The sequence below is a fragment of the Lelliottia sp. EB106-05-01-XG201 genome (genome assembly GCF_058791735.1).
In genome coordinates this window covers 4,281,433-4,294,669 of sequence record NZ_JBYTDV010000001.1, presented here as the reverse complement: position 1 = coordinate 4,294,669, position 13,237 = coordinate 4,281,433, and the positions used below count along the sequence as shown (strand labels likewise).

22 protein-coding genes are annotated in these 13,237 nt (G+C 51.1%); 17 read left to right on the top strand and 5 right to left on the bottom strand.

Annotated elements, in window-relative coordinates:
- Nucleotides 1–4: 4 nt before the first annotated feature.
- The 17 genes from rpsN to arfA all read left to right on the top strand — a co-directional run bounded on the left by rpsN (nt 5) and on the right by arfA (nt 8,455).
- Complete coding sequence (rpsN, locus tag AC3WS9_RS20080; protein WP_015960709.1) at nt 5–310, top strand: 30S ribosomal protein S14; 306 nt, start codon at nt 5–7, stop codon at nt 308–310.
- Between the two features lie 33 nt (nt 311–343).
- Complete coding sequence (gene rpsH / locus AC3WS9_RS20075) at nt 344–736, top strand: 30S ribosomal protein S8 (protein WP_006178918.1); 393 nt, start codon at nt 344–346, stop codon at nt 734–736.
- Between the two features lie 12 nt (nt 737–748).
- Nucleotides 749–1,282, top strand: coding sequence for a 50S ribosomal protein L6 (gene rplF, locus AC3WS9_RS20070; protein ID WP_100778650.1), 534 nt, complete (start codon nt 749–751; stop codon nt 1,280–1,282).
- Nucleotides 1,283–1,291: 9 nt separating this feature from the next.
- Nucleotides 1,292–1,645, top strand: a complete 354-nt coding sequence (rplR, locus tag AC3WS9_RS20065) for a 50S ribosomal protein L18 (RefSeq protein WP_015960708.1) — start codon at nt 1,292–1,294, stop codon at nt 1,643–1,645.
- Nucleotides 1,646–1,659: 14 nt separating this feature from the next.
- Nucleotides 1,660–2,160 (top strand): 30S ribosomal protein S5, encoded by a 501-nt coding sequence (gene rpsE / locus AC3WS9_RS20060; protein WP_002438697.1) that lies wholly within the window; start codon nt 1,660–1,662, stop codon nt 2,158–2,160.
- A 6-nt stretch (nt 2,161–2,166) separates the two neighbouring features.
- Nucleotides 2,167–2,346: a 50S ribosomal protein L30 gene (gene rpmD, locus AC3WS9_RS20055; RefSeq protein WP_003863301.1), complete on the top strand. Its 180-nt coding sequence runs from the start codon at nt 2,167–2,169 to the stop codon at nt 2,344–2,346.
- Between the two features lie 3 nt (nt 2,347–2,349).
- Nucleotides 2,350–2,784: a 50S ribosomal protein L15 gene (gene rplO / locus AC3WS9_RS20050; RefSeq protein ID WP_095283666.1), complete on the top strand. Its 435-nt coding sequence runs from the start codon at nt 2,350–2,352 to the stop codon at nt 2,782–2,784.
- A gap of 7 nt (nt 2,785–2,791) precedes the next feature.
- On the top strand, nt 2,792–4,123 hold the full coding sequence (gene secY, locus AC3WS9_RS20045; protein ID WP_095283665.1) for a preprotein translocase subunit SecY: 1,332 nt from the start codon (nt 2,792–2,794) through the stop codon (nt 4,121–4,123).
- Between the two features lie 31 nt (nt 4,124–4,154).
- Nucleotides 4,155–4,271 carry a 50S ribosomal protein L36 gene (gene rpmJ / locus AC3WS9_RS20040; RefSeq protein ID WP_000868187.1) on the top strand — a complete coding sequence of 39 codons (117 nt, stop codon included), beginning with the start codon at nt 4,155–4,157 and terminating at the stop codon, nt 4,269–4,271.
- A 146-nt stretch (nt 4,272–4,417) separates the two neighbouring features.
- Nucleotides 4,418–4,774, top strand: a complete 357-nt coding sequence (rpsM, locus tag AC3WS9_RS20035) for a 30S ribosomal protein S13 (protein WP_003031135.1) — start codon at nt 4,418–4,420, stop codon at nt 4,772–4,774.
- Between the two features lie 16 nt (nt 4,775–4,790).
- The gene (gene rpsK, locus AC3WS9_RS20030) at nt 4,791–5,180 is read left to right on the top strand and encodes a 30S ribosomal protein S11 (protein ID WP_003031137.1); all 390 of its coding nucleotides are present in this window, start codon (nt 4,791–4,793) and stop codon (nt 5,178–5,180) included.
- 34 nt (nt 5,181–5,214) lie between these two features.
- Nucleotides 5,215–5,835 carry a 30S ribosomal protein S4 gene (rpsD, locus tag AC3WS9_RS20025; protein ID WP_100778652.1) on the top strand — a complete coding sequence of 207 codons (621 nt, stop codon included), beginning with the start codon at nt 5,215–5,217 and terminating at the stop codon, nt 5,833–5,835.
- Between the two features lie 25 nt (nt 5,836–5,860).
- A complete protein-coding gene (locus AC3WS9_RS20020; protein ID WP_002919219.1) occupies nt 5,861–6,850 on the top strand; it encodes a DNA-directed RNA polymerase subunit alpha in 990 nt (329 codons plus the stop codon).
- Between the two features lie 40 nt (nt 6,851–6,890).
- On the top strand, nt 6,891–7,277 hold the full coding sequence (gene rplQ / locus AC3WS9_RS20015; protein WP_001216372.1) for a 50S ribosomal protein L17: 387 nt from the start codon (nt 6,891–6,893) through the stop codon (nt 7,275–7,277).
- Nucleotides 7,278–7,384: 107 nt separating this feature from the next.
- On the top strand, nt 7,385–7,753 hold the full coding sequence (locus AC3WS9_RS20010; RefSeq protein WP_492490041.1) for a DnaJ family domain-containing protein: 369 nt from the start codon (nt 7,385–7,387) through the stop codon (nt 7,751–7,753).
- A 3-nt stretch (nt 7,754–7,756) separates the two neighbouring features.
- Complete coding sequence (gene zntR, locus AC3WS9_RS20005; protein ID WP_492490039.1) at nt 7,757–8,182, top strand: Zn(2+)-responsive transcriptional regulator; 426 nt, start codon at nt 7,757–7,759, stop codon at nt 8,180–8,182.
- Nucleotides 8,183–8,239: 57 nt separating this feature from the next.
- A complete protein-coding gene (gene arfA, locus AC3WS9_RS20000) occupies nt 8,240–8,455 on the top strand; it encodes an alternative ribosome-rescue factor ArfA (RefSeq protein WP_282491543.1) in 216 nt (71 codons plus the stop codon).
- Here the strand turns inward: arfA and mscL are convergent, their stop codons facing one another.
- The 5 genes from mscL to def form a co-directional block, all read right to left on the bottom strand.
- Nucleotides 8,456–8,869, bottom strand: a complete 414-nt coding sequence (gene mscL / locus AC3WS9_RS19995; protein WP_492490037.1) for a large-conductance mechanosensitive channel protein MscL — start codon at nt 8,867–8,869, stop codon at nt 8,456–8,458.
- Between the two features lie 146 nt (nt 8,870–9,015).
- Entirely contained in the window at nt 9,016–10,392 is a 1,377-nt protein-coding gene (gene trkA / locus AC3WS9_RS19990) for a Trk system potassium transporter TrkA (protein WP_095283659.1), read from the bottom strand.
- Between the two features lie 22 nt (nt 10,393–10,414).
- Nucleotides 10,415–11,701: a 16S rRNA (cytosine(967)-C(5))-methyltransferase RsmB gene (rsmB, locus tag AC3WS9_RS19985; protein WP_492490034.1), complete on the bottom strand. Its 1,287-nt coding sequence runs from the start codon at nt 11,699–11,701 to the stop codon at nt 10,415–10,417.
- Between the two features lie 52 nt (nt 11,702–11,753).
- Nucleotides 11,754–12,701, bottom strand: coding sequence for a methionyl-tRNA formyltransferase (fmt, locus tag AC3WS9_RS19980; protein ID WP_492490032.1), 948 nt, complete (start codon nt 12,699–12,701; stop codon nt 11,754–11,756).
- 24 nt (nt 12,702–12,725) lie between these two features.
- Nucleotides 12,726–13,235 (bottom strand): peptide deformylase, encoded by a 510-nt coding sequence (def, locus tag AC3WS9_RS19975; protein ID WP_282491547.1) that lies wholly within the window; start codon nt 13,233–13,235, stop codon nt 12,726–12,728.
- Between the last annotated feature and the right edge of the window lie 2 nt (nt 13,236–13,237).

Genomic DNA, 13,237 nt, shown 5'->3' with positions numbered 1-13,237 from the left:
CTGAATGGCTAAGCAATCAATGAAAGCACGCGAAGTAAAGCGCGTAGCTTTAGCTGATAAATTCTTCGCTAAACGCGCTGAACTGAAAGCGATCATTTCTGATGTGAACGCTTCCGACGAAGATCGTTGGAACGCAGTTCTGAAGCTGCAGTCTCTGCCGCGTGATTCCAGCCCGTCTCGTCAGCGTAACCGCTGTCGTCAAACTGGTCGTCCGCACGCTTTCCTGCGGAAGTTCGGGTTGAGCCGTATTAAGGTCCGTGAAGCCGCTATGCGCGGTGAAATCCCGGGTCTGAAAAAGGCTAGCTGGTAATTGTCACCAATTGAATCACGGGAGTAAAGACAGATGAGCATGCAAGATCCGATCGCGGATATGCTGACCCGTATCCGTAACGGTCAGGCCGCGAACAAAGTTGCGGTCACCATGCCTTCCGCCAAGCTGAAAGTGGCAATTGCCAATGTGCTGAAGGAAGAAGGTTTTATCGAAGATTTTAAAGTTGAAGGCGACACCAAGCCGGAACTGGAACTTACTCTTAAGTATTTCCAGGGTAAAGCTGTTGTAGAAAGCATTCAGCGTGTCAGCCGCCCAGGCCTGCGCATCTATAAGAAAAAAGATGAGCTGCCTAAAGTTATGGCTGGTCTGGGTATCGCAGTTGTTTCTACCTCTAAAGGTGTTATGACTGATCGTGCAGCGCGCCAAGCTGGTCTTGGTGGCGAAATTATCTGCTACGTAGCCTAATCGGAGGAAAGAATGTCTCGTGTTGCTAAAGCACCGGTCGTCATTCCTGCCGGCGTTGATGTAAAAATCGACGGTCAGGTTATTACGATCAAAGGTAAAAACGGCGAGCTGACTCGTACCCTCAACAATGCTGTTGAAGTTAAACATGCAGATAATGCTCTGACCTTCGGTCCGCGTGATGGTTTCGTGGATGGATGGGCTCAGGCTGGTACCGCGCGTGCCCTGCTGAACTCAATGGTTGTTGGTGTTACCGAAGGCTTCACTAAAAAGCTTCAGCTGGTTGGTGTAGGTTATCGTGCAGCTATCAAAGGGAATGCAGTAGGCCTGTCTCTGGGCTTCTCTCACCCCGTTGAGCATCAGCTGCCTGCCGGTATCACTGCAGAATGTCCGTCTCAGACTGAAATCGTGCTGAAAGGCGCGGATAAACAGCTGATCGGTCAGGTTGCAGCAGACCTGCGCGCCTACCGTCGTCCTGAGCCTTACAAAGGCAAGGGTGTCCGTTACGCCGACGAAGTCGTGCGTACCAAAGAGGCTAAGAAGAAGTAAGGTAACACTATGGATAAGAAATCTGCTCGTATCCGTCGTGCGACCCGCGCACGCCGCAAGCTCAAAGAGCTGGGTGCAACTCGCCTGGTGGTACATCGTACCCCGCGTCATATTTACGCACAGGTCATTGCACCAAACGGTTCTGAAGTTCTGGTAGCTGCTTCTACTGTAGAAAAAGCTATTACAGAACAATTGAAGTACACCGGTAACAAAGACGCTGCTGCAGCTGTAGGTAAAGCTGTTGCTGAACGCGCTCTGGAAAAAGGCATCAAAGTTGTGTCCTTTGACCGTTCCGGGTTCCAATATCATGGTCGTGTCCAGGCACTGGCAGATGCTGCCCGTGAAGCTGGCCTTCAGTTCTAAGGTAGAGGTGTAAGATGGCTCACATCGAAAAACAAGCTGGCGAACTGCAGGAAAAGCTGATCGCGGTTAACCGCGTATCTAAAACCGTTAAAGGTGGTCGTATTTTCTCCTTCACAGCTCTGACTGTTGTTGGCGATGGTAACGGTCGCGTTGGTTTTGGTTACGGTAAAGCGCGTGAAGTTCCAGCAGCGATCCAGAAAGCGATGGAAAAAGCCCGTCGCAATATGATTAACGTCGCGCTGAACCACGGCACCCTGCAACACCCTGTTAAAGGTGTTCACACGGGTTCTCGTGTCTTCATGCAGCCAGCTTCAGAAGGTACCGGTATCATTGCCGGTGGTGCAATGCGCGCCGTTCTCGAAGTTGCTGGAGTTCATAACGTTCTGGCTAAAGCATATGGTTCCACCAACCCGATTAACGTGGTTCGTGCAACTATTGATGGCCTGGAAAATATGAATTCTCCAGAAATGGTCGCTGCCAAGCGTGGTAAATCCGTTGAAGAAATTCTGGGGTAATTGACCATGGCAAAGACTATTAAAATCACTCAAACCCGCAGTGCAATCGGTCGTCTGCCGAAACACAAGGCAACGCTGCTTGGCCTGGGTCTGCGTCGTATTGGTCATACCGTTGAGCGTGAGGATACTCCCGCTGTACGTGGTATGGTCAACGCGGTTTACTTCATGGTTAAAGTTGAGGAGTAAGAGATGCGTTTAAATACTCTGTCTCCAGCCGAAGGCTCTAAAAAGGCGGGTAAACGCCTTGGTCGTGGTATCGGTTCTGGCCTCGGTAAAACCGGTGGTCGTGGTCACAAAGGTCAGAACTCTCGTTCTGGCGGTGGCGTACGTCGCGGTTTCGAGGGTGGCCAGATGCCACTGTACCGTCGTCTGCCGAAATTCGGTTTCACCTCTCGCAAATCAGCGATTACAGCGGAAATCCGTCTGTCTGACCTGGCGAAAGTTGAAGGCGGCGTTGTAGACCTGAACACGCTGAAAGCAGCAAACATTATCGGTATCCAGATCGAGTTCGCGAAAGTGATCCTGGCTGGTGAAGTTTCTACTCCGGTAACTGTTCGTGGCCTGCGTGTTTCTAAAGGCGCTCGTGCTGCTATCGAAGCTGCTGGCGGTAAAATTGAGGAATAAGTAGCAGATGGCTAAGCAACCGGGATTAGATTTTCAAAGTGCCAAGGGTGGATTTGGCGAACTGAAACGCAGACTTTTGTTTGTTGTTGGTGCGCTGATCGTTTTCCGTATTGGCTCTTTTATTCCGATCCCTGGTATCGATGCCGCTGTACTTGCCAAACTGCTTGAGCAACAGCGAGGCACCATCATTGAGATGTTTAACATGTTCTCTGGTGGTGCTCTCAGCCGTGCTTCTATCTTTGCACTGGGTATCATGCCGTACATTTCGGCATCGATTATTATCCAGCTGCTGACGGTCGTTCATCCGGCCTTGGCAGAGTTGAAGAAAGAAGGGGAGTCTGGTCGTCGTAAGATCAGCCAGTACACCCGTTACGGCACTCTGGTGCTGGCAATATTCCAGTCAATCGGTATTGCTACCGGTTTACCGAATATGCCTGGTATGCAGGGCCTGGTTATTAACCCGGGCTTTGCATTCTATTTCACCGCTGTTGTAAGTCTGGTCACAGGGACTATGTTCCTGATGTGGCTCGGCGAACAGATTACTGAGCGAGGTATCGGCAACGGTATCTCAATCATTATCTTCGCCGGTATCGTTGCGGGACTCCCGCCAGCCATTGCCCATACAATCGAGCAAGCGCGTCAAGGCGACCTGCACTTCCTCCTGTTGCTATTGGTTGCAGTATTAGTATTTGCCGTGACCTTCTTTGTTGTCTTTGTTGAACGTGGTCAACGCCGCATTGTGGTGAACTACGCGAAACGTCAGCAAGGTCGTCGTGTCTATGCTGCACAGAGCACACATTTACCGCTGAAAGTGAATATGGCCGGGGTTATCCCAGCAATCTTCGCTTCCAGTATCATTCTGTTCCCAGCAACCATCGCGTCATGGTTCGGGGGCGGAACCGGTTGGAACTGGCTGACAACAATTTCGCTGTATTTGCAGCCTGGGCAACCGCTTTATGTGTTACTCTATGCGTCTGCAATCATATTCTTCTGTTTCTTCTACACGGCGTTGGTTTTCAACCCGCGTGAAACAGCAGATAACCTGAAGAAGTCCGGTGCATTTGTACCAGGAATTCGTCCGGGAGAGCAAACGGCGAAGTATATCGATAAAGTAATGACTCGTCTGACTTTGATTGGTGCGTTGTACATTACTTTTATCTGCCTGATCCCGGAGTTCATGCGTGATGCAATGAAAGTACCGTTCTACTTCGGTGGGACCTCACTGCTTATCGTTGTCGTCGTGATTATGGACTTTATGGCTCAAGTGCAAACTCTGATGATGTCCAGTCAGTATGAGTCTGCCTTGAAGAAGGCGAACCTGAAAGGCTACGGCCGTTAATTGGTCGCCCGAGAAGTTACGGAGAGTAAAAATGAAAGTTCGTGCTTCCGTCAAGAAATTATGCCGTAACTGCAAAATCGTTAAGCGTGATGGCGTCATCCGCGTGATTTGCAGTGCCGAGCCGAAACATAAACAGCGTCAAGGCTGATTATTTCGCATTTTTTTCTTGCAAAGTTGGGTTGAGCTGGCTAGATTAGCCAGCCAATCTTTTGTATGTCTGTACGTTTCCATTTGAGTATCCTGAAAACGGGCTTTTCAGCATGGTGCGTACATATTAAATAGTAGGAGTGCATAGTGGCCCGTATAGCAGGCATTAACATTCCTGATCAGAAACATGCTGTGATCGCATTAACTTCGATCTATGGCGTCGGCAAGACCCGTTCCAAAGCCATTCTGGCTGCAGCGGGTATCGCTGAAGATGTTAAGATCAGTGAGCTGTCTGAAGAACAAATCGACACGCTGCGTGACGAAGTTGCCAAATTTGTCGTTGAAGGTGATCTGCGCCGTGAAGTTAGCATGAGCATCAAGCGCCTTATGGACCTTGGTTGCTATCGCGGTTTGCGTCATCGTCGTGGTCTCCCGGTTCGCGGTCAGCGTACCAAGACCAACGCACGTACCCGTAAGGGTCCGCGCAAACCGATCAAGAAATAATCGGGGTGATTGAATAATGGCAAAGGCACCAATTCGTGCACGTAAACGTGTAAGAAAACAAGTCTCTGACGGCGTGGCTCATATCCATGCTTCTTTTAACAACACCATCGTTACTATTACTGATCGTCAGGGTAACGCATTGGGTTGGGCAACAGCCGGTGGTTCCGGTTTCCGTGGTTCTCGCAAATCGACTCCGTTCGCAGCCCAGGTTGCAGCAGAGCGTTGTGCAGAAGCCGTAAAAGAATACGGCATCAAGAATCTGGAAGTTATGGTTAAAGGTCCGGGTCCGGGTCGCGAATCAACTGTTCGTGCTCTGAACGCCGCTGGTTTCCGCATCACTAATATTACTGATGTGACTCCGATCCCTCATAACGGTTGTCGTCCGCCGAAAAAACGTCGCGTATAACGCTTACGTTTTCTAGGATTGTTGGAGATAGAAAATGGCAAGATATTTGGGTCCTAAGCTCAAGCTGAGCCGTCGTGAGGGCACCGACTTATTCCTTAAGTCTGGCGTTCGCGCGATCGATACCAAGTGTAAAATTGAACAAGCTCCTGGCCAGCACGGTGCGCGTAAACCGCGTCTGTCTGACTATGGTGTGCAGTTGCGTGAAAAGCAAAAAGTTCGCCGTACCTACGGTGTGCTGGAGCGTCAGTTCCGTAACTACTATAAAGAAGCAGCACGTCTGAAAGGCAACACCGGTGAAAACCTGTTAGCTCTGCTGGAAGGCCGTCTGGACAACGTTGTTTACCGTATGGGCTTCGGCGCTACTCGTGCTGAATCACGCCAACTGGTTAGCCATAAAGCAATCATGGTAAACGGTCGTGTTGTTAACATCGCTTCTTATCAGGTTAAAGCGAACGACGTTGTTAGCATTCGTGAGAAAGCGAAAACGCAATCTCGCGTGAAAGCCGCTCTGGAGCTGGCTGAGCAGCGTGAAAAGCCAACCTGGCTGGAAGTTGATGCTGGCAAGATGGAAGGCACGTTCAAGCGTCAGCCAGAACGTTCTGATCTGTCTGCGGACATTAACGAACACCTGATCGTCGAGCTTTACTCCAAGTAAAGCTTAGTACCAAAGAGAGGACACAATGCAGGGTTCTGTGACAGAGTTTCTAAAACCGCGCCTGGTAGATATCGAGCAAGTGAGTTCGACGCACGCCAAGGTGACCCTTGAGCCTTTAGAGCGTGGCTTTGGCCATACTCTGGGTAACGCACTGCGCCGTATTCTGCTCTCATCGATGCCGGGTTGCGCGGTGACCGAAGTTGAGATTGATGGTGTACTTCATGAGTACAGCACCAAAGAAGGCGTTCAGGAAGATATCCTTGAAATCCTGCTCAACCTGAAAGGGCTGGCGGTGAGAGTTCAGGGTAAAGATGAAGTTATTCTTACTCTGAATAAATCTGGCATTGGCCCTGTGACTGCAGCCGACATTACCCATGATGGTGATGTCGAAATCGTCAAGCCGCAGCACGTGATCTGCCACCTGACCGATGAGAACGCAGCTATCAGCATGCGTATCAAAGTTCAGCGCGGTCGTGGTTATGTGCCGGCTTCTGCCCGAATTCATTCGGAAGAAGATGAGCGCCCAATCGGCCGTCTGCTGGTCGACGCATGCTACAGCCCTGTAGAGCGTATTGCCTACAATGTTGAAGCAGCGCGTGTAGAACAGCGTACCGACCTGGACAAGCTGGTCATCGAAATGGAAACCAACGGCACAATCGATCCTGAAGAGGCGATTCGTCGTGCGGCGACCATCCTGGCAGAACAACTTGAAGCTTTCGTTGACTTACGTGATGTTCGTCAGCCGGAAGTGAAAGAAGAGAAACCAGAATTCGATCCGATCCTGCTGCGCCCTGTTGACGATCTGGAATTGACTGTCCGCTCTGCTAACTGCCTTAAGGCAGAAGCTATCCACTATATCGGTGATCTGGTACAGCGTACCGAGGTTGAGTTGCTGAAAACGCCTAACCTGGGTAAAAAATCTCTTACTGAGATTAAAGACGTGCTGGCTTCACGTGGTCTGTCTCTGGGCATGCGCCTGGAAAACTGGCCACCGGCAAGCATTGCTGACGAGTAACCGGATCACAGGTTAAGGTTTTACTGAGAAGGATAAGGTCATGCGCCATCGTAAGAGTGGTCGTCAACTGAACCGTAACAGCAGCCATCGCCAGGCTATGTTCCGCAACATGGCAGGTTCACTGGTTCGTCATGAGATCATCAAGACGACCCTGCCTAAAGCGAAAGAGCTGCGTCGCGTAGTTGAGCCGCTGATTACTCTTGCCAAGACTGACAGCGTTGCTAATCGTCGTCTGGCATTCGCCCGTACTCGTGATAACGAGATCGTGGCAAAACTGTTTAACGAACTGGGCCCGCGTTTCGCGAGCCGTGCAGGTGGTTACACTCGTATTCTGAAGTGTGGCTTCCGTGCAGGCGATAACGCTCCGATGGCTTACATCGAGCTGGTTGATCGTTCTGAATCGAAAGCAGAAGCTGCTGCAGAGTAATCTGTAGTAACGTAAAAGAACCCGCTTCGGCGGGTTTTTTTATATCCTCTGAATCATCCCTTCTCTACACTGTCTGAATCCACTCTTCATATCTTCGGAGTTTTACGATGTGGCTGCTTGATCAATGGGCAGAGCGTCATATCCTGGATGCCCAGCGCAATGGCGAATTTAGCGATCTTCCAGGTACCGGCCAACCGCTGACGCTTGATGACGATACTTTTGTGCCTGCTGAATTGCGTTCAGGCTACCGGTTATTAAAAAACGCGGGTTGCCTTCCACCGGAGCTGGAAAATCGTAAGGATGCACTCGCTCTGGCCGATTTGCTTAAAAGCATTAAGCCAGATGACCCCGAAGCACAGGAAATACGTCGTTGGTTGACGCTGGTCGAGCTAAAATTGCAGCAAGCCGGGGTCAATACAGACTTTCTGTATGGTGATTACTCGGATCGTTTATTCAAGACACCCAAAGAGGACTAGCTCATGTATCGCATCGGGGAGCTCGCAAAGCTTGCAGACGTCACGCCAGACACCATCCGCTATTATGAAAAGCAGCAGATGATGGAGCATGAAGTGCGCACAGAGGGTGGTTTTCGTCTCTATACGGAAAAGGACCTTCAGCGGCTTAAGTTTATTCGCTATGCACGGCAACTTGGTTTTACGCTTGAGTCGATCAGGGAATTGCTTTCGATCCGTATCGATCCCGAGCATCACACCTGCCAGGAGTCGAAAAGCATTGTTCAGGCCAGGCTGACTGAGGTGGAAGGGCGTATAGAAGAGCTGCAAACCATGCAGCGCTCGCTGCAACGGCTGAATGACGCCTGTTGCGGTACCGCCCACAGTAGCATCTACTGTTCGATCCTTGAGACTCTCGAGCAGGGGGCCAGCGGAATACAGCGCGGCTGTTGATTTTTAGTACGCGTGGATCTACACTCGCGCCGATTTTACTTACAATCTGGAGGACTTATGAGCCGCTATCAGCATACGAAGGGGCAAATTAATGACAATGCGATTGAGGCGTTGTTACACGATCCACTGTTTCGGCAGCGCGTCGAAAAGAATAAAAAAGGGAAAGGAAGTTATCTTCGCAAAGGGAAACACGGCAAGCGGGGTAACTGGGAGGCCAGTGGCAAGAAAGTGATTCACTTTTTTACCACTGGCCTTTTGGCTTTATGGGCCTGATTAAGGGTGACTGTTTTGCTCTTTTAACAGGTCGCGAATTTCAGTCAGCAGCACTTCTTCTTTGGTCGGTGCCGGTGGCGCAGCCGCAGGCTCTTCTTTTTTACGGTTGAGTTTGTTGATGAGTTTAATCGCCATAAAGATAGCGAAGGCCACGATCAAAAAGTCGAAAATGTTCTGAATAAATACGCCATAGTGCATCACGACAGCAGGGATATCGCCCTGAGCATCCCTGAGAGTAACGGCAAATTGTTTAAAATCGACTCCCCCAATTAACAGTCCTAGCGGTGGCATAATGATATCGGCAACCAAAGACGAAACAATCTTACCGAATGCCGCACCGATAATGACACCCACTGCCAAATCCACTACATTCCCGCGCATCGCAAATTCGCGAAATTCTTTAATAACACTCATTTTATTCTCCTTGAGCCAGCTAACGATCCTAAGTTTAACAAATCATTAGCCAATTTCCATTGAGGATAAATAATCGTTATGAAAAACTAAGCATTATAAAATAGAGGGTTAATAGAAAAAGGTGCCCAATTGAGCACCTTTAGCCATTACAGGAAGAAAGGACTTGGCTGGAACAAACGCTCGACGTCGGTAATAAACTTTTTATCTGTCAGGAACATAATGACGTGGTCACCCTGTTCGATGCGCAAATTATCATTGGCGATCATGACATCATTCCCGCGCACCACGGCGCCAATAATTGTACCCGGTGGAAGTTTTATTTCATCAATGGAGCGGCCCACCACGCGTGAAGTCGTTTCATCCCCATGCGCTACGGCTTCAATTGCCTCAGCAACACCACGGCGCAGAGAGGATACACCCACAATATCGGCTTTACGGACATGGCTAAGCAGCGCTGAAATAGTGGCCTGCTGCGGCGAAATCGCAATATCAATCACGCTACCTTGCACAAGATCGACGTAGGCCTTGCGCTGAATAAGTACCATGACTTTTTTAGCGCCCATGCGTTTTGCCAGCATGGCCGACATGATATTCGCTTCATCGTCGTTGGTGACGGCAATAAACAGATCAACTTGATCGATATGTTCTTCAGCCAGCAATTCCTGATCCGAGGCATCGCCGTAGAATACGATCGTATTCTGTAATTTTTCAGCCAGCTCTGCGGCGCGCTGCTGATCGCGTTCGATCAACTTCACGCTGTAATCTTTTTCCAGACGATGCGCCAGGCCAGCGCCGATATTCCCGCCGCCAACCAGCATAATGCGCTTATAGGGTTTTTCCAGGCGCTGAAGTTCGCTCATGACCGCGCGAATATGCTGTGACGCGGCAATAAAGAACACCTCATCGCCTGCTTCAACAATGGTCGAGCCCTGCGGACGAATAGGACGGTCATGGCGGAATATCGCTGCCACGCGGGTATCGATATGTGGCATGTGCTCGCGCATAGTGGATAACGCATTACCAATCAACGGGCCGCCATAATAGGCTTTCACCACCGCGAGGCTGACTTTACCTTCGGCAAAATTCACCACCTGCAGTGCGCCTGGGTACTCAATCAGACGGTAAATACTGTCGATCACCAGCTGTTCCGGGGCGATGAGATGATCAATGGGCACCGCTTCGGAATTGAAGAGCTTTTCTGCATCACGCACGTAATCCGGCGAGCGAATACGCGCAATGCGGTTTGGGGTGTTGAATAACGAATAGGCGACCTGGCAGGCCACCATATTCGTTTCATCTGAACTGGTTACGGCAACCAGCATATCAGCATCGTCGGCTCCCGCCTCGCGAAGCACGCGTGGATGCGATCCGTGACCCTGAACCACACGCAGATCGAACTTATCCTGCAAACCGCGCAGACGATCGCCATTGGTATCAACGATTGTGATGTCGTTGTTTTCGCCCACCAGGTTTTCGGCCAGCGTTCCGCCGACCTGTCCTGCACCCAGAATGATTATCTTCATAGCTTGCGACCCGTTTTCAACATCACGCTTTGATTAGCTTAGCGTAAAAGAAGCCATCACCTTCTTCCGCTCCCGGCAGGTTTTGGATGCCAGGATTATCGACTGTGCCTGTCGTGTGTAACGCGGCATCAGCAGTCCGTTTCAGGAATGCCGCAATCTGCCGGGAATTCTCTTCCGGAAGAACGGAGCACGTTGCGTAGACCAGGGTTCCGCCAGATTTCAGATGCGGCCAGACGGCATCAAGAATCTCACTCTGCAGTTGAGCCAGCTCGTTGATATCACGATCCCGACGCAGCCATTTGATATCCGGATGACGACGAATCACACCCGTAGCGGAGCAAGGAGCATCCAACAGGATACGATCAAATTTCTCGTCGCCGCACCACTCTGAAGGCGTACGCCCATCACCCTGTTTAACCTGGGCTTTAAGACCTAAGCGTTTCAGGTTGTCATAAACGCGGGAGAGTCGTTGCTCGTCAACATCGACAGCCAGAACGCTGGCCTGCGGCGCAGCTTCAAGGATATGCGTGGTTTTACCGCCAGGAGCGGCACAAAGATCCAGGATGCGCTCGCCATTTTGTGGCGCCAGATAAGTGATACATCCCTGCGCTGAAGCGTCCTGAACGGTCACCCAGCCCTGGTCAAAGCCAGGTAACGCCTGCACCGGGGCAGGGGAAGCCAGACGCACCGCGTCGGGATAGGCGTCATGCGTAAAACCGCTCATGTCTGCCTGTTCCAGCAGTGCCAGCCATTCATCGCGGGTATGGTGGATACGGTTAACACGCAGCCACATTGGTGGACGCTGATTATTGGCTTCAACAATGGATTCCCACTGCTGCGGATAGGCTTTTTTCAGGCGCTTAAGCAGCCATTCAGGATGGAGAAAACGCTGCTCGGACTGGCTGAACTCGGCGATCAGTTCTTCCTGCTGACGCTGGAACTGGCGCAATACGCCATTGATCAAGCCTTTCAACTGCGGACGTTTGATTGCGACCGCACCTTCAACGGTTTCAGCCAGCGCGGCATGAGGCGGAATGCGTGTATGGAGCAGTTGGTAGAAGCCGACCATGATCAAATAATGGATGGTGCGCTGCTTGCCCGTCATTGGGCGGGACATCAGCTTGTTGATCAGCCACTCTTGCTGCGAGAGCGTACGCAGCACGCCAAAGCACAACTCCTGAAGCAGGGCTTTGTCTTTATCAGAAACTTTCTGCTGAAGCGGCGGAAGGATATTGCTCAGGGATTGACCCTGTTCGACCACTTTCTCAATGGCCTGTGCAGCCATGCTGCGAAGATTTTGTTTTTTCATAACCGCTAAAATAAAAATGCCCGGAAACTCCGGGCCTTAGGATTAAATGCACTCAGCCGAGATGCTTGCCCGGCGTAAACCATTCGCGACGGGAATTCAGCAGGTCCTGCGCGCTCATTGCCTTCTTACCGGCAGGCTGCAGCGACTCCAGATTCAGGATGCCATCAGTCGTAGCCACCTGAATTCCCTGTTTATTCGCGTCAATGATGGTGCCCGGCTGTGCGTGAGATTTGCCATCAATCACCGACGCTTTCCAGATTTTCACCGGCTGATCGTCAATAGTCATCCAGCTCATCGGCCAGGGATTAAAGGCGCGAATGCAGCGCTCTAGCTGGGCAGCGGAAAGTGACCAGTCGATTTGCGCCTCTTCTTTACTGAGCTTTTCAGCATAAGTCACGAGACTTTCATCCTGCACTTCAGGTTGAGTTTTGCCATCGGCAAGCTGCTGTAAAGTTTCAATGAGCCCCTGCGGGCCCAGGTCTGCCAGTTTGTCGTAGAGCGTGGCGCTGGTATCTTCCGCAGCGATCGGGCATGCCAGCTTATACAGCATATCTCCCGTATCCAGCCCGACGTCCATCTGCATGATGGTGACGCCGGTTTCGCTGTCACCCGCCCAGAGCGAACGCTGAATAGGCGCCGCGCCGCGCCAGCGTGGAAGAAGAGAACCATGCACGTTGATGCAGCCGAGGCGAGGCATATCGAGAACCGCTTTTGGCAGAATCAAACCATACGCCACGACCACCATCACATCGGCATTCAGGTCTGCGACCAGCTGCTGATTTTCCTGAGGGCGTAAAGAGACGGGCTGGAAAACGGGCAAACCATGCTCTTCCGCCAGGACTTTGACCGGGCTCGGCATGAGTTTCTTGCCGCGGCCAGCAGGGCGGTCGGGCTGAGTGAACACCCCAACAACCTGGTGTCCAGATGATAACAGCGCGTCAAGATGACGCGCTGCGAAGTCAGGAGTTCCCGCGAAGATAATACGTAGATTTTTAGACACGTTATTCCTTGTATCCGGGGGATGTTATGCGCGGGTGCGCATACGATCCAGTTTCTCTACTTTCTGACGAATACGCTGCTGTTTCAGCGGAGAGAGATAATCGATAAACAGTTTACCGACCAGATGATCCATCTCGTGCTGAATGCAGATCGCCAGCAGATCGTCTGCTTCCAGTTCAAACGGTTTACCCTCGCGATCGAGCGCGCGGATTTTCACTTTTTCTGCACGCGGCACTAAGGCGCGCTGTTCAGGAATGGACAGACAACCTTCTTCGATGCCGGTCTCGCCGCTCTTCTCGAGCAGTTCCGGGTTAATCAGTACCAGGCGCTCTTCGCGATTCTCAGAAACATCGATCACGATAATGCGTTTATGGATATTCACCTGCGTCGCCGCAAGGCCAATGCCTTCTTCGGCGTACATCGTATCGAACATATCATCAACGATACGTTGAATTTCTGCATTCACTTCTTTTACCGGTTCAGCAACAATGCGAAGGCGCTCGTCCGGGATATGTAACACTTGCAAAACTGCCATAA

Excerpts from the sequence above, each read along its gene's own strand:
- rpsN (WP_015960709.1), top strand. The coding sequence starts at position 5 with ATGGCTAAGCAATCAATGAAAGCACGCGAAGTAAAGCGCGTAGCTTTA.
- rpsH (WP_006178918.1), top strand. The coding sequence starts at position 344 with ATGAGCATGCAAGATCCGATCGCGGATATGCTGACCCGTATCCGTAAC.
- rplF (WP_100778650.1), top strand. The coding sequence starts at position 749 with ATGTCTCGTGTTGCTAAAGCACCGGTCGTCATTCCTGCCGGCGTTGAT.
- rplR (WP_015960708.1), top strand. The coding sequence starts at position 1,292 with ATGGATAAGAAATCTGCTCGTATCCGTCGTGCGACCCGCGCACGCCGC.
- rpsE (WP_002438697.1), top strand. The coding sequence starts at position 1,660 with ATGGCTCACATCGAAAAACAAGCTGGCGAACTGCAGGAAAAGCTGATC.
- rpmD (WP_003863301.1), top strand. The coding sequence starts at position 2,167 with ATGGCAAAGACTATTAAAATCACTCAAACCCGCAGTGCAATCGGTCGT.
- rplO (WP_095283666.1), top strand. The coding sequence starts at position 2,350 with ATGCGTTTAAATACTCTGTCTCCAGCCGAAGGCTCTAAAAAGGCGGGT.
- secY (WP_095283665.1), top strand. The coding sequence starts at position 2,792 with ATGGCTAAGCAACCGGGATTAGATTTTCAAAGTGCCAAGGGTGGATTT.
- rpmJ (WP_000868187.1), top strand. The coding sequence starts at position 4,155 with ATGAAAGTTCGTGCTTCCGTCAAGAAATTATGCCGTAACTGCAAAATC.
- rpsK (WP_003031137.1), top strand. The coding sequence starts at position 4,791 with ATGGCAAAGGCACCAATTCGTGCACGTAAACGTGTAAGAAAACAAGTC.
- rpsD (WP_100778652.1), top strand. The coding sequence starts at position 5,215 with ATGGCAAGATATTTGGGTCCTAAGCTCAAGCTGAGCCGTCGTGAGGGC.
- AC3WS9_RS20020 (WP_002919219.1), top strand. The coding sequence starts at position 5,861 with ATGCAGGGTTCTGTGACAGAGTTTCTAAAACCGCGCCTGGTAGATATC.
- rplQ (WP_001216372.1), top strand. The coding sequence starts at position 6,891 with ATGCGCCATCGTAAGAGTGGTCGTCAACTGAACCGTAACAGCAGCCAT.
- AC3WS9_RS20010 (WP_492490041.1), top strand. The coding sequence starts at position 7,385 with ATGTGGCTGCTTGATCAATGGGCAGAGCGTCATATCCTGGATGCCCAG.
- zntR (WP_492490039.1), top strand. The coding sequence starts at position 7,757 with ATGTATCGCATCGGGGAGCTCGCAAAGCTTGCAGACGTCACGCCAGAC.
- arfA (WP_282491543.1), top strand. The coding sequence starts at position 8,240 with ATGAGCCGCTATCAGCATACGAAGGGGCAAATTAATGACAATGCGATT.
- mscL (WP_492490037.1), bottom strand. The coding sequence starts at position 8,869 with ATGAGTGTTATTAAAGAATTTCGCGAATTTGCGATGCGCGGGAATGTA.
- trkA (WP_095283659.1), bottom strand. The coding sequence starts at position 10,392 with ATGAAGATAATCATTCTGGGTGCAGGACAGGTCGGCGGAACGCTGGCC.
- rsmB (WP_492490034.1), bottom strand. The coding sequence starts at position 11,701 with ATGAAAAAACAAAATCTTCGCAGCATGGCTGCACAGGCCATTGAGAAA.
- def (WP_282491547.1), bottom strand. The coding sequence starts at position 13,235 with ATGGCAGTTTTGCAAGTGTTACATATCCCGGACGAGCGCCTTCGCATT.